Genomic DNA, 21,087 nt, shown 5'->3' with positions numbered 1-21,087 from the left:
CCAGAATCCTGTTTACTGTTCGTTTCGTGAACGCTTTCGATGACCGATTCCTCACGCGAAACGGCCTCGCCGCCCGGCAGCTCGCGGTTCTGCTGCTCAACCACGAGCCGGACACCCGGCTGCCCCGCGTTCGCGACTACGCCCAGGAGCTGGGCTGCGGCAACGGCACGGTCCAGGCCGCGTTGCAGCTCCTGGAGGAATCGGGCGCCATCGAGACGACCGCCCGGGGGCACCTCGGCACCTTCCTCGTCCGCTCGGACCGCTCCATACTGTGGCGGCTCTCCGGCCTCGGGACACTGCTCGCCGCGATGCCCCTGCCGTACTCCCGGCGGTACGAGGGTCTGGCGACCGGGCTGCGCAGCGCCTTCGAGGAGGCCGGCGCCCCCTTCGCGATCACGTTCATGCGTGGCGCCGGAGCCCGTACCGCCGCGCTGCTCGAAGGAAAGGTCGACCTCGTCGTCCTGTCCCGCTTCGCGGCCGACCAGCTGATCTCCGAGCACCCGGTGGAGCTCGTCGCCGATCTGGGCCCGGCCACCTATGTCGGCGCGCACGGCATGCTCGTACGCCGTGGCGTCGACCTCGACGCCCCCGGCCTGCGGGTCGCGGTCGACCATGCGTCGGAGGACCTGCGGATGCTCGTCGAGCGGGTCTTCGCCGGGCGCGAGGACGTCCTGTGGCGCGAGGCCTCGTACATGCAGCTGCGCGATCTCTTCGCCCGCGACGAGGTCGACGCCACCGTGTGGAACCTCGACGAGGCACAGGACCGGGTCGGGCTCGGCGTCGATGTGCTCCCGCTGGGCGACGAGGTCACCCGTGAACTGGCCCTGCGCAACTCCAGCGCGGCCATCATCGGCCGGACCGACGGGACGAAGGCCCTGGCCGCCGTCCGGGACTCGCTCGACCTCTCCCTGATCACCTCGCTCCAGAACGAAGTACTCAGGGGCGAGCGCGTGCCCTCGTACTGACGGACCGTCCTGCCGGGCTCCGGCGGGGCGGGGGCCGAAGGTCCTGAAACCGGGGGACCTTCGCCACCTTCAAAATACAAAATCCTGGTTATTGTTGATTTTAGGAGGATCACCATGGACGACCAGCTCGCTCTGCGGATCCAGCTCTTCCGTGAAGGCGGACAGGTCAGGCCCGAAGTGGCCGACTTCGTCGCCGCCGAGCTGGCCGCCCTCGAAGCGGACGGCCGCACCGTCACCGAAGCGACCGCGGGCATGCTCACCAGTCATCTGATGATGGCGCTCACCAGGCTCCTGAACGGCGAGCCCATCGAGCAGTTCCTCACCGACGACCAGGTCGCCGCGGAACTGGCCGGGCACCCCGACGCCGTGGCCCGCGCCCGCGCCGTCTCCGCGCGCGCCGAGCGGGACCTCGGCGCCGCGCTGCCGGAGTCCGAGGTCAATTTCCTCGGCATGCACCTGGCGGTCCTGGCCCAGCAGTCCCCCGCCACCCCCGCCCCCTGACCCACCCGCTCCCCCGGCCGGGACCGTCCCCCGGCCGCAGCACCCCACGGAAGAAGGACAGCCATGACGAAGATCCTCACCGGCGGCGTCGGCAAGATCGAGGTCACCGACACCATCAAGAAGCTGGGCATCGACGGCATCGACGTCGTCGCCTCCAGCGACATGGACGCCGCGATGAAGCTCCGCGTGGGGCAGGCCGACTACTACCTGGGCACCTGCCACACCGGGGCCGGTGCCTCGCTCGGCGTGCTCGTGGGTCTGATGGGCAACGCCGCCTGCCACACCTTCGGCCGCAGCGTCCCCACCGAGGAGCAGATCACCGCCCTGCTCGCCGAGGGCAAAAAGGTCTTCGGCTTCTCGATGGACCAGATCGACACCATCGCTCCCCTCATGGCGCGCGCCATCGCCGCCCGCGGCTGACCCCAGCCACTTTTCTTGATCATCCCGGGCACGAAGGAGTGACCCCGTGAGTACCACACTCGCAGCCGGCGCCGGCCTCGATTTCTCGCTGGCGCAGCAGCTGACCGTGATAGCCCTCTGTGCGCTGACCGCGTACATCTCGCACATGGCGCTGGCCGTCTTCAACGACGGCGTACGACCGTTCCTCCTGGACTTCATCCAGGGGCGCACCACCCGCAGCGCCACGACGGCGGTCTCTTTCGGTCTCTCGGCCGGGTTCATCTTCGGACTCGGCGCGCCGATGGCCCTCTCCACCGGTGTGCTGAACCCGTGGCTCCTCTTCCTGCCCACGGACATCCTCGGCATGCTGTCGCCGAAGAAGTGGCTCGCGCCGATCCTCGGCGGGGCCTGGGGCGCGGTCGTCGTCTTCGGGCTGAACGGCGCCAACAATGTGGCGCACGACCTGCCGGTCGACTTCATCACGGCGATGCAGCAGATGTCGACGCCGATCCTCTTCCTCTTCACGCTCTTCCCGGTGCTGGCCATCACCAAGCAGTTCGGCCGCAAGTGGGGCGGCATCGCCGGTGTCCTGGAATTCGCCCTGGTCGTCATGACCATGAAGCTCTGGCCGAACATGTTCGCCGGAGCCCTCGCGATGGCCGTCGGCGTGCTGATGCTCATCGGCCTCGCCGTCGCCAAGGACCTGGGGCAGCGCAGGGCCGACAAGGCGGCGGGCGTCACCGAGGTCGTCCTCGACGACGATCCGATGGCCTCGCTCTTCAGCGCCAGCGCGGCACGGCTGCGCAAGTACCTCCCCCTGTTCATGGTGCTGGGGGCCGGGGTCTGTGTGCTCGCCCAGATGCACATATTCGGCGGCGGCGAGGCGACCAGCTTCCTGATCGCCAAGGGGCAGTACGCCGAAGCCGCCCAGGTCGACTTCTACCGGGTCTTCGGGTTCATCCCGCTGATCGCGACGACCGCGCTGGCCTCCGGCGCGTACGGCATCGCCGGCTTCACCCTCGTGTACCCCATCGGCTACCTGCTGCCGAACCCGTTCGTCGCCGCGATCGTCGGCGCCCTCGTCTTCGCCATCGAGGTGCTGGCCCTCTCCTACATCGGCAAGCTCCTCGGCAAGCTGCCCAGCGTCCGCGACTCCTCGGAGCACCTGCGCAGCGCGATCAGCGACACCCTCCAGCTGGCGATCCTCTTCGGTTCGCTGATGGCCGCCAACGCGATGGGCGGCGGGCTCGGCATCCTCGTGGTCGGCGGGCTCTACCTGCTGAACGAGGCGATGGGCCGGCCGATCGTCCGGATGGCCGCGGCACCGGCGGCCGTGATCGTCGGCGGCGTCCTCCTCAACCTCCTGTACTGGCTCGATCTGTTCACCCCGGTCAAGGGCTGACGCCCGGTCCGGATCAGGTACGCCACCGCCAGGAAGGACCCCCACGATGAACAGCGCCACCCCCCGACCCGCCCCCGTTCTCCGTACCGTCCTCGGAGACCTCGCCCCCGGTTCCGTACGCGGCCCCGCCCTCGCCCACGAACACCTGGTCCTGGACCTGGACCACCGGGGCGACGGCGCCGCCGTCCTCACCCCCGAGCGGCACGCCGCCGCCGTCACCGCGGAGCTGGCCGGACTCCGCGAGGAGTTCGGGCTGTCCCTGGTCGTCGAGCTGACCTGCCGCGGCATGGGCCGCGATGTGCGCACCCTGGCCCGGATCGCCCGGGACTCCCAGGTCGCCGTCGTCGCCGCGACCGGCTGGTACTACGAGCCGTTCCACACCCCCGAGATCGACGACAGCAGCGTCGAACAGCTCACCGGCACCCTCGTCCGCGAGATCAACGGCGGGATCGGCGCCACCGGCATCCGGCCCGGCGTCCTCGGCGAGATCGGCAGCCACGGCGACATCCCGACGGCGCCCGAGACCAAGGTGCTGCGCGCCAGTGCGCGGGCCGCCGTCGCCACCGGGCTCTCCGTGGCCACCCACGCGCAGCTCGGCCGCGGCGGCCTCGCCCAGCTGGACCTGCTCACCGCCGAGGGCCTGGAGCCGCACCGGATCAGCATCGGCCACCAGGACCTGCTCGACGACCCGGCGGTGCACAAGGAGCTGGCGGCGAGCGGCGCGTACGTCGCCTTCGACACGGTCGGCAAGGACGGCTACCAGAGCGACGACACCCGGCTGCGGCTGCTGCTCGCCCTCCTGGAGGCCGGACACGCCGACCGGGCACTGCTCAGCTGCGACATCTCCCGCCACGGCTATCTGACCACCGAGGGCGGCCAGGGCTACGGGCACCTCTTCCGCGGCTTTCTGCCCAAGGTCCGGGCGGCCGGTGTGGACGAGGACCTGATCGACCTGATGACCCGCCGCAACCCGCTGCGCTTCCTCACCGGCGCGAGCGTGGAGGAGATCTGACCATGAGTCCCGTACTCCCCGAGACGTTCCCGCTGCCGACGGTGGAGCTGTCCGACGCCGTCGCCCGGCAGTTCCGGCTGATCGAGGCCACCGCCCGGCACTTCGAGGGCCCGCAGCTCTTCGCCTCCGACGCCGGGGTCGTCCCCGGTCTCGGCCGCCCCCGCACCACCGCCCGTGTCGAAGCCGTCCTCGCCGACTTCTTCGGCGCCGAGGACGCCGCCTTCGTCCAGGGCGCCGGCACGGGGGCGATCCGGGCCGCCCTGAACGCCGCCGTGCGGGCGGGCGACCCGCTGCTGATCCACCGCGCGCCCGTCTACCGCACCACCGAGGTGACCCTGCGCGGCATCGGCGTACAGACCGTCGAGGCCGACTTCAACGACCCCGACGAGCTGCGCGCGGCGCTGGAGTCGGGCCGGTTCCGCTGGGCCTACGTCCAGCACACCCGCCAGCGGCTCGCCGACTCCTACGACCCCGGCGCGGTCCTGGCGGCCTGCCGGGCGGCCGGTGTCCGCACGATCGTCGACGACAACTACGCCGTCATGCGCACCCCCGCCGCCGGGGTGGAGCTGGGCGCGGACGCCTCCTGCTTCTCGCTGTTCAAGCTGCACGGCCCGGAGGGGGTCGGGATCGTCGTCGGCGCCCGGGACCTGGTCGAGCGCGTCCGGCGCGACAACTACTCCGGCGGCGGCCAGGTCCAGGGCCACCAGGCACTCGACGCGCTGCGCGCGCTCACCCACGTACCGGTCATGTGGTCCGTACAGTCGCAGGTCGGCGCCGAGGTCGCGGACCGGCTGGCGGCCGGCGAGGTGGCCGGGGTCGCCGAGGTGCGGCTCGCCAACGCCCAGGACCGGTGCCTGCTGGTCCGCCTCGACCGGCCGGTGGCCAAGGAGCTGCCCGCCGTCGCCGCCCGGTTCGGCGCGGCCCCGTACCCCGTCGGCTCCAACTCGCGCTACGAGATCGCCCCGCTCTTCTACCGGATGTCCAGCTCCGCGCTGGACGACTCCCCCGAGCTGGCCGACTGGACCGTGCGCATCAACCCGATGCGGGCGGGCGCGGATCTCGTGATCGAGATCCTGCGCCGTTCGCTGGACACCCTGAACGACCCGAAGGACGACTGACCGTGTTCCTCGACACCCTCCTCACCCGCAACCCCGGGCTCGTCGAGACCGCGGCGGCCCTCCACCGCGACGGCGCGATCCCGCCCGACACCTATGTCATGGACCTCGACGCGGTGGAGGCCAACGCCGCGCTCCTGGCCGCCGAGGCCGAACGGCTCGGCCTCTCGCTCTGGTTCGTCGTCAAGCAGCTCGGCCGCAACCCGGAGCTGATCGCCGCCGTCGCCCGGCACATCCCCGAGTACGCCGCGATCGACGCGCCCGAGGCCCGCACCCTGCACGCCGCGGGCGCCCGCGCGGGCAACCTCGGCCACCTCGTCCAGATCCCCCGCCGCGCGCTGCCCGGGATGCTGGCCTGGCGGCCCGGGACCGTCACCGTCTACGACCTGGACAACGCCCGCGCGGTCTCCGAAGCGGCCACGGGGCTGGGCTTCGTCCAGGACGTCCTCGTCCGCCTCGAAGGCGCCGAGGGCACCGTCTACCCGGGCCAGGAGGGCGGTGTCCCGCTCGCCCGGCTGGACGCGTTCGCGGAGGCCGCCGAACGGCTGCCCGGTATCCGGATCGCGGGCGTCACCGCCTTCCCGTGCGTCCTGTGCGATCCGGTGACCGGGGTCCCGTACGCCACACCCAACTTCGCGCTCGCGCTCAAGGCCCGAGAGCTCCTCGCCTCCCGCGGGCACGAGGACCTCAAGCTGAGTGCCCCGAGCGCCACCTCGATGGCCTCCCTCCCGCTGCTCGCCGGACTCGGCGCCACCCACGGCGAACCGGGCCATGCCCTGACCGGCACCACTCCGCTGCACGCGCTCGACCCGGCGCAGCCGGAGACCCCCGCCTATGTGTACGTCAGCGAGGTCGCCCACACGCTGGACGACGGCCGTCCCGCGCTCTTCGGCGGCGGGTTCTACGCCCGCTCCCACATCAAGAGCGCACTGCTGCCGCGCACCGGCGCACGCCTGGGCGTACAGGACGCGCCCGCCGAGAACATCGATTACTACCGGCTGCTCGACGCGCCCGCCGCCGGGCAGGACGTCCGGCTCGGCGACACCGCGCTGCTCGCCTTCCGTACCCAGATCTTCGTCACCCGCTCGACCGTCGCCGTCGTCTCCGGACTCTCCTCCGGGGGCCCTCGCCGGATCGGTCTGTACGACGCCCAGGGCCGGGCCCTGAGCTGAGGAGGCATCCCATGGCCAAGACCGTCATCGTCGTCATCGACGGATTCGGCATCGGCGCCATGCCCGACGCGGGCACACTGCGCCCCGGCGATCTCACCGCCGACACCTGCGGACATGTCCTGGACCACTGCCGCGAGGCCTTCGGCCGCCCGCTGCGGCTGCCGGTGCTGGGCGCGCTCGGCCTCGGCCTCGTCCACCCGCACCCGGACCTCGCCCGCCGGACGCGTCTGCCCGTCGCCGCGGGCCGGGCCGCCCTCGGCTATCCGGGCGCCGACACCTTCGCCGGCCACCAGACGATGATGGGCGCCGACTTCAGCCGCGTCACCGTGGCCCGGCTCGCGGATCACATCGGGGAGGTGACCGCCGTCCTCGAAGCGGCCGGACACCGCGTCGAGCCGCTGGAGGGCAAGCCGCTCCTGGTCGTCGACGGGGCCGTTCTGGTCCACGACAACCTGGAGGCCGACCCGGGGATCAACTGGAACGCCTCCGGCCGGCTGGAGGACCTGCCGTTCGACGGACCGGACGGCATCCTCGCCATCGCCCGTACGGTACGCACCGTCGCCCCGGTGGCCCGGGTCATCGCGGTCGGCGGCCATGCGGACAGCCCGCTGCCGCGCTTCGTCCGCGACGGGGAGGCGGGCACGGTCGGCCTCGACACCCCCGCCACCGGCTTCTACCGCAACGGCGGCCTCGAAGTGCAGCACCTGGGCGCCCGGCTCGACCACACCCGCCAGCTCCCCGATCTGGCCGCCCGCGCGGGCATCCCCGTCACCCTGGTGGGGAAGGCCGCCGACATCCTGGCCTGCGACGCGGCGGTACGGCACCCCGCAGTGGGGACCGCGGACGTGTTCACGTACACCCTCGAAGCGGTACGCGCCCCGGGCGACGCTCTGGTGGTCGCCAACGTCCAGGAGACGGACCTGGCCGGGCACCAGCAGGACACCGAGCGGTACGGACGTCTCCTGGAGCAGGTCGACGCGGGCCTGGCCGCGCTCGTCGCCCTGCTCGACAGCCCCGGCGACCGCCTCATCGTGACCGGTGACCACGGCAACGACCCGACGGTCGGGCACGCCTTCCACACCCGTGAGTACGTCCCCGTCCTCGTCCACCGGCCCGGCGCGGGCGCGGTGGAACTGCTGCCGGACGCGGACAGCCTGGCGGACGTGGGCGCGACCGCCGCCGTGTCGCTGTCACTGGACCCGGCGGGCCTGGCCAACGGCCGGGCGCTGCGCCCGGGGCGGCACGCGGCCTGAAGGCCTGGGTCGCGCGTGAACGCCGTAAGGGGCGCCCACCATGGTGGGCGCCCCTTACGCGTGGTCCGTCGGCCGTCAGCCCATGAACTTCTTGAACTCGTCCGGGAGGGCGAAGTCCTCGGCGGGCTTGCCGCCCTGACCGGCCGGCAGTCCGAACGCGCCGCCCTGCGCCGCCTGCTCGCGCCGGGCCGCCTCGGCCTGCTCCTCGGCCTTGCGCTTCATGGGGTTGCCGCTCTTGCGCTTACCCTTGGCCTGCTTGACCTGCTTCTTCTGACGGCCGGGACCGCCGCCCATGCCCGGCATCCCCGGCATCCCGGGCATGCCACCGCCCTGGGCCATCTTCGACATCATCTTGCGGGCCTCGAAGAAGCGCTCCACCAGACTCTTCACGGCGGAGACCTCGACGCCCGAGCCCTTGGCGATACGGGCCCGGCGCGAGCCGTTGATGATCGTCGGCTCGGCGCGTTCCTTCGGGGTCATCGACTTGATGATCGCCGCGGTACGGTCCACGTCGCGCTCGTCGATGTTGTTGATCTGGTCCTTGATCTGCCCCATGCCGGGCAGCATCCCGAGCAGCTTGGAGATGGAGCCCATCTTCCGGACCTGCTCCATCTGGGCCAGGAAGTCGTCGAGCGTGAAGTCCTTGCCCTTGCTCGACGCCAGCTTGGAGGCCATTTTGGCGGCCTCTTCCTGACTGAACGTCTTCTCCGCCTGCTCGATCAGGGTGAGCAGGTCACCCATGTCGAGGATGCGGGAGGCCATGCGGTCCGGGTGGAAGGCGTCGAAGTCCTCGAGCTTCTCGCCGTTCGACGCGAACATGATCTGCTTGCCCGTGACATGGGCGATCGACAGGGCCGCGCCACCGCGCGCGTCGCCGTCGAGCTTGGAGAGCACCACGCCGTCGAAGCCGACGCCGTCGCGGAAGGCCTCGGCGGTGTTCACCGCGTCCTGGCCGATCATCGCGTCGACGACGAAGAGGATCTCGTCCGGGCTGACGGCGTCGCGGATGTCCGCGGCCTGCCGCATCAGCTCCTGGTCGATACCGAGGCGGCCCGCGGTGTCGACGACGACGACGTCGTACTGCTTGGAGCGGGCGAACTCGATCGAGTCCTTGGCGACCTGGACCGGGTCACCGACGCCGTTGCCCGGCTCCGGGGCGTACACCGCGACACCGGCGCGGTCGGCGACGACACTGAGCTGGTTGACGGCGTTGGGGCGCTGGAGGTCACAGGCGACCAGCAGCGGGGAGTGGCCCTGGCCCTTGAGCCAGAGGCCGAGCTTTCCGGCGAGGGTGGTCTTACCGGCACCCTGGAGGCCCGCGAGCATGATCACGGTGGGCGCGGTCTTGGCGAACCGCATGCGCCGGGTCTCGCCGCCGAGGATGCCGACGAGCTCCTCGTTGACGATCTTGATCATCTGCTGGGCGGGGTTCAGCGCCTGGGAGACCTCGACGCCGCGCGCCCGCTCCTTGACGTTGGCGATGAACGCGCGCACGACCGGCAGGGCCACATCGGCTTCGAGGAGCGCGATACGGATCTCGCGGGCCGTGGCGTCGATGTCCGCCTCGGACAAGCGGCCCTTGCCCCTGAGGTTCTTGAAAGTCGCGCTAAGGCGGTCGGAGAGAGTATCGAACACGGCGCTCGTCGGTCCTCAGGGTCGGGGGCGGGGCAGGTCAGTCGCACTCCAGGGTATCCGGCCCCCGCGGAACGCGAAGCCCTCGCCCGGTTCTCGTACCGGACGAGGGCTTCTCCGCGCGTTCGGACGGGTCAGCCGAGGGCCTTCTCGACCTCCTCGGCGACCTCGGCGGCCCGCACGCCGGGCAGCGGTCCGCCGTCCGTCCCGGTGACGTAGAAGGCGTCCACCGCGTTGGCTCCGAGCGTGGAGACATGGGCGCTGCGCACCCGTACCGCGCTCTGCTCCAGAGCCCGGCCGATCCGGTGCAGCAGGCCCGGGGCGTCCTGGGCCCGGACCTCGATCACCGTCGCGAGCCGGGAGCCCGCCGCCGCGACCGTCACCCGGGGCGGCGGGGCCTTCACCCCGCGGCGGCGCGGGTGGGCGGCCTCCCGTTCGGCGAGGCGGGCCCGGATGTCCAGGGATCCGTCCAGGGCGCGTACGAGGTCGGCGCGGAGCCGGGCCGCCTGCGGGAGGCACCCGTACTCGGCCGCCACCCGCCAGCTGAGCAGCAGCAGGTCCGCGGAGTCACCCACTTCGGTGGGCAGCTCCACGGCGCGCAGTTCGGCGGCGCGGACGGTCAGGCGGTGCAGGGCGAGGACTCCGGCGGCCGCGGGCAGCACGCCCGGACGGTCGGGCAGGGCGATGAGCAGCTCCACCCCGACGGGTTCCGGTCCGCCGTCGGCCGCGGGCAGCGCGGGCTGGGTGTGCAGGGCCAGGACGGGTTCGCCGGTACGCAGGGCCTCGATGGCGAGGCGTTCCTGTTCGGCGCCGGGCACGGTGGGTTCCGGTTCCCGGGGGGCCTCGCCCGCGAGGACGGCGGAGACGCGTTTGACGAGGTCGGCGACGAGCGAGGCGCGCCAGGAGCTCCAGGCGGCGGGGCCGGTGGCGAGCGCGTCGGCCTCGGTGAGGGCGTGCAGCAGCTCCAGCGTGGAGGTGCTGCCGACGGCGGTGGCGACGGAGCGGACGGTGGCGGGGTCGTCGAGGTCGCGGCGGGTGGCGGTCTCGACGAGCAGCAGATGGTGACGTACGAGGGTGGCGACGACGCCCACGTCGTGCCCGTCGAAGCCCATGCGGGCGGCCATGTCCCGGGCGATGACCTCGCCCGCCACGGAGTGGTCGCCGGGCCGGCCCTTGCCGATGTCGTGGAGCAGCGCGGCAACCAGGAGGAGGTCGGGGCGGTGGACGCGGCGGGTGAGGGCGGCGGCCCGGACGGCGGTCTCGACGAGGTGGCGGTCGACGGTCCAGGTGTGGACGGGGTTGCGCTGGGGGCGGCAGTGGACCCGCTCCCAGTCCGGCAGCAGCCGGGTGATGATCCCCTCGGACTCCAGCGCCTCCCAGACGCCGACGGTCGGCTCGCCGGCCCCGAGGAGGGTGACGAGTTCCTCGCGGGCCTCGGCGGGCCAGGGCACGGGCAGCGGGCGGGCCGCGGTGGCGAGGTGGCGGACGAGGTGGCGGGAGAGCGGCAGTCCGGATTCGGCGGCCGCGGCGGCCGCCCGGAGGGTCAGGACGGGGTCCTTCTCGGGGCGGGCGGCGCGGGCGAGGACGACCTCGCCGTCCGCTTCCACCACCCCGTCGGCGAGCGGGGTGCGCTCGGGGGCGGCCCTGCCGCCGAGCCCGCCGCCGAGCAGGGCGCGGAGCCGGGGGCGTACGGAGCGGGCGCGCAGGACGCGGTTGACCTCGCGCCAGGTGACGTCGGTGGCGTACGAGACGGTGCGCGCGGCCTCGTACACCTGGCGCAGCAGTGCGTCGGCGTCGAGCAGACCCAGGGCCTCGGCGACCTGGTCCTGTTCCTGGAGGGCGAGGCGGTCGGTGGCGCGGCCGGTGGTGAGGTGGAGGGCGTCGCGGACGTCGAGGAGGGTGCGGCGGGCCTCGGCGAGTCCTTGGCGGGGGGCGTCGGCGACCCAGGAGGCGGCGACGGCGCGCAGCACGGTGGCGTCGCGGAGGCCGCCGCGGGCCTCCTTGAGGTCGGGTTCCAGGAGGAACTGGAGCTCGCCCGTCCGCGCGGCCCGCTCCCGGCAGAGTTCGTCGAGGGCGGGGAGGCGTTCGGCCGCCTGGTTGCGCCAGTCGGCGAGGACCGCGGTGCGCAGGGCGGCGACGAGGCCGAGGTCCCCGGCGACGGGGCGGGCGTCCAGCAGGCCGAGCTGGACCTTGAGGTCCTCCCCCGCGGTCCTGCGGGCCTCGCCGGGGGTGCGTACGGAGTGGTCGAGGGCCAGGCCGAGGTCCCAGACGGGGTACCAGACGCGGTCGGCGAGGGCGGCCAGTGCTCCGGCGTCGGCGCTGCCGTCGTGCAGGAGCAGCAGATCGAGGTCGCTGCGCGGGGAGAGTTCGCCGCGGCCGTAGCCGCCGACGGCGACGAGGGCGGCGCCGCGGACCCCGGTCTGTCCGGCGGCCGCGGTGAACAGGCCGGTCAGCCAGTCGTCGGTGAGGCGGGCGAGGGCCGCACGGCGCGGCGGCCCGGACCACGTCTCCTCCTGGAGGAGACGCAGCCGGGCCGCCGCGTAGCCGCTGGGTCCCGAGGCCTCGGATTCGGTGGTCGCTTCGGTGCTCGTCACCCAGCTGCCTTTCCGTTGGCGGGCCGTCGGTCAGAGGGCGTCCGGGCCGCGTTCGCCGGTCCGGACACGGACGGCGGTCTCGACGGGGACGCTCCAGACCTTGCCGTCCCCGATCTTGCCGGTCCGGGCCGCTTTCACCACCACGTCGATGAGCTGTTCGGAGTCCTCGTCCTCGACCAGGACCTCGATACGGATCTTCGGGACGAGGTCGACGGTGTACTCGGCACCCCGGTAGACCTCGGTGTGCCCGCGCTGACGCCCGTAGCCGCTGGCTTCCGTGACGGTCAGGCCCTGGACGCCGAAGGCCTGGAGGGCCTCCTTGATCTCGTCCAGCCGGTGGGGCTTCACGACTGCGGTGATGAGCTTCATGCGTCCACCTTCTCTGCCTTCGATGCTGCCGTCGTGCCCTGCGCCGGGGCGGTACGGGGGGCGGTGCCGCCGCCCGCGCCGCTGAAGTCGTACGCGGTCTCGGCGTGCTCGACCTGGTCGATGCCGGAGATCTCGTCGTCCTCGGGGACCCGCATCCCGATGGTCCGGTCGAGCAGGAGGGCGAGGAGCGCGGAGACGACCAGAGAGTACGCGAGGACGGCGAGGACGCCGACGGCCTGCTTGCCGAGCTGGTCGAGGCCGCCGCCGTAGAAGAGGCCGGCCGCGTCGGACTGGACACCGCCGGTGGCGAAGAGGCCGACGAGCAGGGAGCCGGCGATACCGCCGACGAGGTGGACGCCGACGACGTCCAGGGAGTCGTCGTAGCCGAACCGGTACTTCAGGCCGACGGCCATGGCGCAGAGCACACCGGCGACGGCACCGACGGCGATGGCGCCGAGCGGGCTGACCGAGCCGCCGGCCGGGGTGATGGCGACGAGTCCGGCGACGGCCCCGGAGGCGGCGCCGAGCGTGGTGAAGGAGCCGTGGCGCAGCTTCTCGTATCCGAGCCAGGCGAGCATCGCGGCGGCGGTGGCCACCTGCGTGTTGACGAACATGACGGCGCCGACGCCGTCGTCGTTGCCGAGCCAGGATCCCGCGTTGAAGCCGAACCAGCCGAACCACAGGAGACCGGCGCCGAGCATGACGAGCGGCAGGCTGTGCGGCCGCATCTGGTCCTTCCTGAAGCCGACGCGCCTGCCGATGACGAGGATCACGCCGAGGGCGGCGGCACCCGCGTTGATGTGGACGGCGGTACCGCCGGCGAAGTCGATGACCCCCATCTCGAAGAGCCAGCCGCCCGCGCCCCAGACCCAGTGGGCGACCGGGAAGTAGACGAGGGTGACCCAGAGGGTGATGAAGACCGCCCAGGCGGTGAACTTGACGCGGTCGGCGAGGGCGCCGCTGATCAGGGCCGGGGTGAGGACGGCGAACATCAGCTGGAAGACGGCGAAGACATAGACCGGGATGGTGTAGCCGCCCCAGAGTTCGGTGACGCCGATCCCGCTGAGGCCGACGTAGTCCGCGCTCCAGCCGATGAGCGAGCCGGTGTCGGTGCCGAAGGCGAGGCTGAATCCGTAGAGCACCCACAGGATGGTGACGATCCCGAGGCTGATGAAGCTCATCATCAGCATGTTGAGGGTGCTCTTGACGCGGACCATGCCTCCGTAGAAGAAGGCCAGGGCCGGGGTCATGAGCATCACCAGGGCCGAGCAGATGAGCATGAACCCGGTGTTGGCGGCAGACAGCGGGGCGTCTGCGGCAAGCGTCGTGATGCCTGGGGGCATCGGCGTCTCCTCGTCGTCGGTGCGGCCGCGTGCGGGGAAAGCCGCGGGACCACTGGGGAAAAGGTGCGGGCCGGTTATGGGCCATGAGATTGACGGAGCGCCGTTTCCACGGATGCCGCACGATGTTTCGCACCAGTGACGAAGAGGGAGCGCGTGTTACGGCGGAATGAACCGCCGGTGGCGTGTCCGGTGCCCCGGCTACCATGCGGCCCACGCCGCATACGGTGCGGTTGAGCTGCCGGGACACGGGAACCGGCCACGGCGGCCCTCCGTACGACCGGCGACGGCGGAGCCGGGTCGGGGTGTACGGGGAGGGGCGCCGCGGCCGGTGGCGGTCGGGCCGGATCAGACCGCTTCGGCGGTCTCCGGCAGCTGTTCGGTGAGCCGGTCGGTGAGCCGGGCGACATCGTCGACATCGCCGAAGTCCCTGGCGGCGGTGTCGACGGTCTTGCGCAGCCGGGTGTTCACCCGCTCGGAACGCACCTTCCGGGCGATCTTCAGCGCCTCGGCGGCCAGCACCGTGGACTGCTCCGGCTCGCGCTTGAGCAGATGGACGGTGGCCATCCCGATCAGATTGAGCGCGTACGAGCGCTGGTGCTCGTCGTCCTCGCCGAAGAGGTCGACGGCCCTGGCCATGACGGGCTCGGCGAGCGAGGCGTACGTGGGGCTGCGGCCCGCGACATAGGCCAGGTCGCGGTAGGAGTGGGCGTTCTCGCCGTTGAGCTCGGCCTCGGAGAAGAAGCGGATCCAGTCCGGTTCGGGCTCGCCGTCGAGTCCGGCGTCGAGGAAGGTGTCCTCGGCCATGCGGACGGCCCGCTTGCACTTGCTGGGCTGGCCCATGTTGGCGTAAGCGCGGGCCTCCATCGCATACAGCATGGCCTGGGTGCGGGGGGTGGCGCAGTCCCGGCTGCCGTACTGGGCGAGATGGATGAGTTCCAGGGCGTCGTCGGGGCGGCCGAGGTGGATCATCTGGCGGCTCATGCTGGACAGCACATAGCTGCCGAGCGGCTTGTCACCGGCCTCCTTGGCGGCGTGCAGGGCCAGGACGAAGTACTTCTGCGCGGTGGGCTGGAGGCCGACGTCGTAACTCATCCAGCCCGCCAGTTCGGCGAGTTCGGCCGCGCACCGGAAGAGCCGCTTGGACGTGGCCGCGGGCTGCGGCTCCTGCAACAGGTCGGTGACCTCGTGGAGCTGGCCGACGACGGCTTTGCGGCGCAGTCCGCCGCCGCACTGCGCGTCCCACTGGCGGAACATCGCGGTGGTGGACTCCAGCAGATCCAGCTCCGGCCGGGAGAGCCGGGAGGGGCGGCGCGCGGCGGGCGGCTCCTCCTCCGTGGTGTCCGTGCCGGCCACGGGCACCAGCCAGCGCTGCATGGGTTCGATGAGCGCGGGGCCCGCGGCGAGGGCGAGCGAGGTGCCGAGGAATCCGCGCCGGGCGAGCATCAGGTCGCTGCGGGAGAACTCGCTGAGCAGAGCGACGGTCTGCGGGCCCGCCCACGGCAGGTCGACACCGGCCACCGAGGGGGACTGGTGCGCGGTGCGCAGCCCGAGGTCCTCGACGGCGACGACGCTGCCGAAACGTTCCGAGAAGAGTTCGGAGAGGATGCGCGGGATCGGCTCGCGGGGCTGTTCGCCGTCCAGCCAGCGCCGCACGCGGGAGGTGTCGGTGCTGATGTGCAGGGCGCCCATCTGCCGCGCCCGCCGGTTCACCTGCCGGGCCAGCTCGCCCTTGGACCAGCCGCTGCGCACGAACCACGATCCCAGTTGCCCGTTGGGGCGCTTCCCGGCATTCGTCCCGCCTGCGCCGCTGCCACTCACTGGAACGCCCCCATCCCGCCGAAAACCTCATCGCGCGAACCACTATCAGAATGCCGTGCGTCGGTGCTGTCCGTACGGAGATCACGCACCATCGAACGGGAAATCGGTTTGCCTCCGGCATACCCGTGGGTGCACATACTTCCAGGGTTCGTGTACCGACGGTAATCCTACGATCACCCCTCCCGCGAGGGCCCTTACGGAAACGCCACCATTCGCCACCCCTTCGAATGAACCCGACTGCCACCGGGCGCGCTTGACTTGACAGACGACGATCAGCGGCAGGCGGATTGGGGCACTTAGGGGGCGCGTAATCCGCGCCATTCACCCTCTGTGCACACCCGCGCGCCGCCCGATCGAGAGCGACAGCGGAGGGTTGAGCGAAGGCTCCGGGTCGTAACCACCGATGACTCGGACCCGTTGGAGGGGGTATGGGCTTCACGATCGGCGGCATCCGTGAAATGCGATCCGGCTCACGGCGCCGCGGCCGCACGGCCGAGGGCACCGCGGTGGCCGAGTACACAGGACTCTGGGGCTGGGCGGTGATGCCCGGCGCGCGGGCCGTGGCGGGCGTCTGCTCGTGCGGCGACCCGGTGTGCCCGGCGCCCGGCGACCATCCGCTGGCCTTCGTCCGCGAGGTCCCGGCCGGTGCCACGCTCGATGTCGCCGCGCGGGCCTGGTCCGAGGTGCCCGGCGCCTCGATGCTGCTGCCCGTGGGCCGCGCCTTCGACGTCCTGGACGTCGCCGAGGGAGCCGGGCGCCGCGCGCTGGGCCGGCTCGAGCGGATGGGCCTGCCGCTGGGGCCGGTGGCCGTGACCCCGGCGGGCCGGGCCCAGTTCCTCGTCGCCCCGGGAGCCGCCGCCGAGCTGCCCCGGCTGCTCTACCGGATGGGCTGGGACGACGCCGGTCTGGACCTGCGGGGACTGGGCCCCGGAACGCACATCACCGCTCCGCCGTCCGACGTCGGCGGCCTCGGGCCGGTCCGCTGGCTGCGCCCCCCGGTCCTGGACACCGCGGCCGCTCCCCCGCAGGCGCGGTTGCTGCTGGGCACGCTGGCGTACATCTGCCACCGCTCATAGGCGCCGGTCCACCTGCCGCGCGCCGGCGCACGATCCCCTCGCCCCGCGCGCTCGGCCTGCCCCGTCGCGATGGAGGCGCGGTACGCGTGCGCAGGCACGGGACGCGTGCGCAGGCGTGCGCGCAGGCAGGGACATGAGCGTGGGAGTGGGCATACGAACGGGCGGCGGCCCCGCGAGGGGGTCCACCGCCCGTTTGTCCGTGCGGAGGGTTCAGTCGCCGATCAGCGCGTCGACGAAGGCTCCCGGCTCGAACGGGGCCAGGTCGTCCGGACCCTCACCGAGACCGATCAGCTTCACCGGTACCCCGAGCTCACGCTGGACGGCGATGACGATGCCGCCCTTGGCGGTGCCGTCCAGCTTGGTGAGGACGATGCCGGTGATGTCGACGACCTCGGCGAACACCCGGGCCTGGACGAGTCCGTTCTGCCCGGTGGTGGCGTCCAGGACGAGCAGCACCTCGTCCAGCGGTCCGTGCTTCTCCACGACCCGCTTGACCTTGCCGAGCTCGTCCATCAGACCGGTCTTGGTGTGCAGACGGCCCGCGGTGTCGATGAGGACGACATCCGCGCCCTCGGCGATGCCTTCCTTCACCGCGTCGAAGGCGATCGACGCCGGATCGCCGCCCTCCGGCCCGCGGACCGTGCGGGCGCCGACGCGCTCGCCCCAGGTCTGGAGCTGGTCGGCGGCGGCGGCCCGGAAGGTGTCGGCGGCGCCGAGCACGACGCTGCGGCCGTCGGCGACGAGCACCCGGGCCAGCTTGCCGGTGGTGGTGGTCTTGCCGGTGCCGTTGACGCCGACGACCATGACGACGCCGGGGGTCTCGGCGCCGCCCTCCGTCTTGACCTCACGGTCGAAGTCGGGGCCGAGCAGGGTGATCAGCTCCTCGCGGAGCAGGGCGCGCAGATCCTCGGGGGTACGGGTGCCGAGCACCCGGACGCGCTCGCGCAGCCGCTCCACCAGTTCCTGGGTGGGGGCGACGCCGACGTCGGCGGTGAGGAGGGTCTCCTCGATCTCCTCCCAGGTGTCCTCGTCGAGGTTGTCCCGCGACAGGAGCGTGAGCAGCCCCTTGCCGAGGGAGTTCTGCGAGCGGGCGAGCCGGGCGCGGAGCCGGACGAGCCGTCCGGCGGTGGGCTCGGGGACCTCCAGCGCGGGAGCGGCGGCCTCCGGTTCGGCGACGGCCGGGGCTTCCCCGGCGGGAGCCTCGGTGTCCGGGAGACCGACCTCCTCGACGGTGCGCCGCGCTTCGTCGCGCGGCGCCTCGGCTTCCTCGCCGACATGGGGCTCGGCGGGAGGAGTGATGGTCGGCGTGCTCGACGGTGCCGAGGGCGGCAGCTGCTTCTTCTTGCGGCTGCTGACCACGAGCCCGCTGATCAGGCCGACCGCGACCAGGGCGATGACTACAGCAAGGATGACGATTTCCATAACCCGTCCAGTATCGGCCACAGCCGCACCTGGGCGCGGCCGTGGCGGATCCCGCACGAATCCCCCGCACACTTAGACCCCTTTTGGGGGTAAAGGTGCACCTTGACCGGCCACCCGCCCCGCGGAGGTGCCCGGCAGCGGACCCCTACCGTTCTGACGCTCCGTCAGTTACGGTGCCCGCCTCCACCAAGCCCGCCCGGCGAAGGGGACACCCGTCATGGCCTTCACAGTGGTCCGGTTCAATCTCGTCGATCCCGACGCCACCCCCGGGACCCTCTCGGCCCGCTATCGCGCGGCGCTGGAGATGGCCGCGTACGCCGATGGGCACGGCATCGACACGGTGCAGACCGAGGAGCACCACGGCGCCGCCAACTCCTGGCTGCCCTCTCCCCTCGTCTTCGCCGGTTCGGTCTTCGGCGCGACCCGGCGGATCGCGGTGACCGTGTCGGCGATCATCGGCCCGCTGCACGATCCGCTGCGGCTGGCCGAGGACATCGCGGTGCTCGACCTGCTGAGTGCGGGCCGGCTGGTCACCGTCGCGGGCATCGGCTACCGGCCCGCCGAGTACGAGCGGGCCGGGGTGGAGTGGGGCCGGCGCGGCAGGCTCCAGGACGAGCTGCTGGAGACGCTGCTGCTGGCGTGGACCGGGGAGCCGTTCCCGTACCGGGGCCGTACGGTCACGGTCACCCCGCGCCCGTACACCCGGCCGCACCCCCTGCTGCTGGTGGGCGGCAGCTCGCGGGCGGCGGCGCGGCGGGCGGCCCGGCTGGGGCTGCCGCTCTTCCCCAGCGCGCATCTGCCGGAGCTGGAGGCCTACTACCACGAGCAGCGCGCGGAGCACGGGACGGAGGGCTTCTGCATGATGCCCGCCGCCACGACGCCGCTGCTGCATGTCTCCGAGGACCCGGAGCGGGCGTGGGCGCTGTACGGCCGGCACTTCCTGCACGAGGCCCGCACCTACTCCTCCTGGCAGTCGAAGGACATCCGCTCGGCGGTGCGTTCGACGGCGACGACGGTGGCGGAACTGCGCGAGGAGGGCGTGTACCGGATCCTCACGCCCGCACAGTGCGCGGAACCGGACGCGGACAGCCTGGTGCTGCACCCGCTGTGCGGCGGGATGCCGGTGGAGGAGGGCTGGCGCAGTCTGCGGCTGTTCTGCGCGGCGGTCGGGGGCTGAGCGGCCCGGCGGGCCCGGCCCGCCGAAGGCACCCTCAGCCCATCTCCTCCAGCGTCTTGCCCTTGGTCTCCTTCACGAACCTGAGCACGAAGGGGATCGAGAGCGTGGCGAAGCAGGCGTAGATGACGTAGGTGCCCGACAGGTTCCAGTCGGCCAGGCTCGGGAAGCTCGCGGTGATCGCCCAGTTGGCGATCCACTGCGCGGACGCGGCGACGCCCAGCGCGGCGGCGCGGATCCGGTTGGGGAACATCTCGCCGAGGAAGACCCAGACCACCACACCCCACGACAGGGCGAAGAAGAGCACGAACACATGGGCCGCGACGAGGGCGACGGCGCCCTCGGTGCTGGGCAGCTTGCCGTCGACGAGCTCGGCGGAGAACGCCCAGGCCTCGAAGGCCAGCGCGATCGCCATCCCGGTCGAGCCGACCAGCGCGAGCGGCCTGCGGCCCACCCGGTCCACCAGCACCATCGCGATCACCGTGCCGATGATGTTGATGATCGAGGTGGTGAACGAGTAGAAGAACGAGTCGGTCGGGTCGATGCCGACGGACTGCCACAGCGTCGCCGAGTAGTAGAACGCCACGTTGATGCCGACGAGCTGCTGGAAGACGGACAGCCCGATACCGACCCAGACGATGGGCAGGAAGCCCAGACGGCTGCCGAGCAGGTCCTTGAAGGTGGACTTGTGCTCCCGGCGCATGGCGGTCTCGATCTCCGCCACCCGGCGGTCGAGGTCGATGTGCTCGCCCTCGACCTCGGCGAGGATCTCCCGGGCCCGCTGCTTCTTGCCGACCGAGATCAGGAAGCGCGGCGACTCGGGGATCGCGAACGACAGCAGCCCGTACAGGAGCGCGGGGAGGACCATCACGCCGAGCATCCACTGCCAGGCCTCCAGGCCGCCGATCTTGCCGCGCTGGTCTCCGTCGGCGATCTGGAGGATGCCGTAGTTGACCAGCTGGGAGATGGCGATGCCGATGACGATGGCGGCCTGCTGGAAGGAGCCGAGCCGGCCGCGGTAGGCGGGCGGCGAGACCTCGGCGATGTACGCCGGGCCGATCACGGAGGCCATGCCGATGGCGAAGCCGCCGATGATGCGCCACATCGCCAGGTCCCACAGCGCGAACGGCAGCGCCGAGCCGACGGCGCTGACGGTGAAGAGCACGGAGGAGATCTGCATGCAGCGGATACGGCCGATGCGGTCGGCGATACGTCCCGCGGTGGCGGCTCCGATCGCGCAGCCGATCAGGGCGATGGCGATGACCTGGGCGAGGGTGCCGGAGCCGATGTCGTACCGGTCGCGGATGGCTTCGACGGCGCCGTTGATGACGGAGCTGTCGTAGCCGAAGAGAAAGCCGCCCATCGCCGCGGCGGCGGTGATGAAGATGACGTGGCCGAGGTGGTCCGGATGGGCCTCTCGGGCTCCGGGCGCCGGCCCCTGCGATGCGCTGCTCACATGAACTCCTGGTGCCCGGCCGCGTCGTCGGGCGTGGGGGGTGAACGCTTGAGACCGACCGGTGTGTGGGGTGCGGCATCGCGGGACCCGGAAAGCACCTCTGCGGCGTTGTCGTCACGCACCGTGGTTCCTTCCCCGAGCTCTCGACTGCGCTTGAGCAGGGGAGGCCCCCATCCGCCTCGGTCCTCCGCCTCGCAGCTGCACGTGCCCAGCCCCGCTCCTTCTCCCACTCCTATGTGCCGGTCGGTCCAAGTGGCGCACAGGATCGGGCCCGCCACCACTTGAAGGGGAATTCGCCTTCTCGGGAATTGCTGATTCATCCGCCGAAGCCAAACCCTTTTCGGCGGTCTCCGCCAATGGACCGACGTCTACCCGGGATTACGG

At 72.0% G+C, this 21,087-nt stretch carries 18 protein-coding genes; 10 read left to right on the top strand and 8 right to left on the bottom strand.

Annotation, left to right across the window (positions count from 1 at the left end; genetic code table 11):
• Positions 1 to 26: 26 nt before the first annotated feature.
• From yhfZ to OHA98_RS09730, 8 genes are all read left to right on the top strand, one after another.
• On the top strand, positions 27 to 965 hold the full coding sequence (gene yhfZ, locus OHA98_RS09765; protein WP_266924301.1) for a GntR family transcriptional regulator YhfZ: 939 nt from the start codon (positions 27 to 29) through the stop codon (positions 963 to 965).
• A gap of 114 nt (positions 966 to 1,079) precedes the next feature.
• Positions 1,080 to 1,466 carry a PRD domain-containing protein gene (locus tag OHA98_RS09760; protein WP_266924299.1) on the top strand — a complete coding sequence of 129 codons (387 nt, stop codon included), beginning with the start codon at positions 1,080 to 1,082 and terminating at the stop codon, positions 1,464 to 1,466.
• 63 nt (positions 1,467 to 1,529) lie between these two features.
• Positions 1,530 to 1,886, top strand: coding sequence for a DUF2620 domain-containing protein (locus tag OHA98_RS09755; RefSeq protein WP_266924298.1), 357 nt, complete (start codon positions 1,530 to 1,532; stop codon positions 1,884 to 1,886).
• Positions 1,887 to 1,932: 46 nt separating this feature from the next.
• The gene (locus tag OHA98_RS09750) at positions 1,933 to 3,267 is read left to right on the top strand and encodes a YhfT family protein (protein WP_266924296.1); all 1,335 of its coding nucleotides are present in this window, start codon (positions 1,933 to 1,935) and stop codon (positions 3,265 to 3,267) included.
• 46 nt (positions 3,268 to 3,313) lie between these two features.
• Positions 3,314 to 4,279 carry a phosphotriesterase gene (locus OHA98_RS09745; RefSeq protein WP_266924294.1) on the top strand — a complete coding sequence of 322 codons (966 nt, stop codon included), beginning with the start codon at positions 3,314 to 3,316 and terminating at the stop codon, positions 4,277 to 4,279.
• A gap of 2 nt (positions 4,280 to 4,281) precedes the next feature.
• On the top strand, positions 4,282 to 5,397 hold the full coding sequence (locus OHA98_RS09740) for an aminotransferase class V-fold PLP-dependent enzyme (RefSeq protein ID WP_266924292.1): 1,116 nt from the start codon (positions 4,282 to 4,284) through the stop codon (positions 5,395 to 5,397).
• 2 nt (positions 5,398 to 5,399) lie between these two features.
• Complete coding sequence (locus tag OHA98_RS09735) at positions 5,400 to 6,566, top strand: alanine racemase (protein ID WP_266924290.1); 1,167 nt, start codon at positions 5,400 to 5,402, stop codon at positions 6,564 to 6,566.
• An 11-nt stretch (positions 6,567 to 6,577) separates the two neighbouring features.
• Positions 6,578 to 7,819, top strand: coding sequence for a phosphopentomutase (locus OHA98_RS09730; RefSeq protein ID WP_266924288.1), 1,242 nt, complete (start codon positions 6,578 to 6,580; stop codon positions 7,817 to 7,819).
• 75 nt (positions 7,820 to 7,894) lie between these two features.
• Here OHA98_RS09730 and ffh read toward each other — a convergent pair whose 3' ends face one another.
• From ffh to OHA98_RS09705, 5 genes are all read right to left on the bottom strand, one after another.
• Positions 7,895 to 9,454, bottom strand: coding sequence for a signal recognition particle protein (gene ffh / locus OHA98_RS09725; protein ID WP_266924286.1), 1,560 nt, complete (start codon positions 9,452 to 9,454; stop codon positions 7,895 to 7,897).
• Positions 9,455 to 9,585: 131 nt separating this feature from the next.
• Positions 9,586 to 12,045: a [protein-PII] uridylyltransferase gene (locus tag OHA98_RS09720; protein WP_266924284.1), complete on the bottom strand. Its 2,460-nt coding sequence runs from the start codon at positions 12,043 to 12,045 to the stop codon at positions 9,586 to 9,588.
• A 30-nt stretch (positions 12,046 to 12,075) separates the two neighbouring features.
• Complete coding sequence (locus tag OHA98_RS09715) at positions 12,076 to 12,414, bottom strand: P-II family nitrogen regulator (protein WP_266924282.1); 339 nt, start codon at positions 12,412 to 12,414, stop codon at positions 12,076 to 12,078.
• Entirely contained in the window at positions 12,411 to 13,757 is a 1,347-nt protein-coding gene (locus OHA98_RS09710; protein ID WP_266924280.1) for an ammonium transporter, read from the bottom strand. The genes OHA98_RS09715 and OHA98_RS09710 overlap by 4 nt, the downstream gene beginning before the upstream one ends.
• 345 nt (positions 13,758 to 14,102) lie before the next feature.
• Positions 14,103 to 15,575, bottom strand: coding sequence for a hypothetical protein (locus tag OHA98_RS09705; RefSeq protein WP_266924278.1), 1,473 nt, complete (start codon positions 15,573 to 15,575; stop codon positions 14,103 to 14,105).
• Between the two features lie 428 nt (positions 15,576 to 16,003).
• On the opposite strand from OHA98_RS09705, the gene OHA98_RS09700 reads away from it, so the two are divergent.
• Positions 16,004 to 16,651: a bifunctional DNA primase/polymerase gene (locus OHA98_RS09700; protein ID WP_266924276.1), complete on the top strand. Its 648-nt coding sequence runs from the start codon at positions 16,004 to 16,006 to the stop codon at positions 16,649 to 16,651.
• A 210-nt stretch (positions 16,652 to 16,861) separates the two neighbouring features.
• On the opposite strand, the gene ftsY is transcribed toward OHA98_RS09700, so the two are convergent.
• Positions 16,862 to 18,073 carry a signal recognition particle-docking protein FtsY gene (ftsY, locus tag OHA98_RS09695; protein ID WP_266924275.1) on the bottom strand — a complete coding sequence of 404 codons (1,212 nt, stop codon included), beginning with the start codon at positions 18,071 to 18,073 and terminating at the stop codon, positions 16,862 to 16,864.
• 217 nt (positions 18,074 to 18,290) lie between these two features.
• Here ftsY and OHA98_RS09690 point away from each other — a divergent pair, with 217 nt between their 5' ends.
• A complete protein-coding gene (locus tag OHA98_RS09690; RefSeq protein WP_266924273.1) occupies positions 18,291 to 19,250 on the top strand; it encodes an LLM class flavin-dependent oxidoreductase in 960 nt (319 codons plus the stop codon).
• A 34-nt stretch (positions 19,251 to 19,284) separates the two neighbouring features.
• Here the strand turns inward: OHA98_RS09690 and OHA98_RS09685 are convergent, their stop codons facing one another.
• Both OHA98_RS09685 and OHA98_RS09680 read right to left on the bottom strand, forming a co-directional pair.
• Positions 19,285 to 20,703: a sugar porter family MFS transporter gene (locus OHA98_RS09685; protein WP_266924271.1), complete on the bottom strand. Its 1,419-nt coding sequence runs from the start codon at positions 20,701 to 20,703 to the stop codon at positions 19,285 to 19,287.
• Positions 20,700 to 20,825 carry a hypothetical protein gene (locus OHA98_RS09680; RefSeq protein WP_266924269.1) on the bottom strand — a complete coding sequence of 42 codons (126 nt, stop codon included), beginning with the start codon at positions 20,823 to 20,825 and terminating at the stop codon, positions 20,700 to 20,702. The genes OHA98_RS09685 and OHA98_RS09680 overlap by 4 nt, the downstream gene beginning before the upstream one ends.
• Between the last annotated feature and the right edge of the window lie 262 nt (positions 20,826 to 21,087).

The organism is Streptomyces sp. NBC_00654 (genome assembly GCF_026341775.1).
Taxonomy (GTDB): Bacteria; Actinomycetota; Actinomycetes; order Streptomycetales; family Streptomycetaceae; genus Streptomyces.
This window is presented reverse-complemented; position numbering and strand designations above follow the sequence as displayed.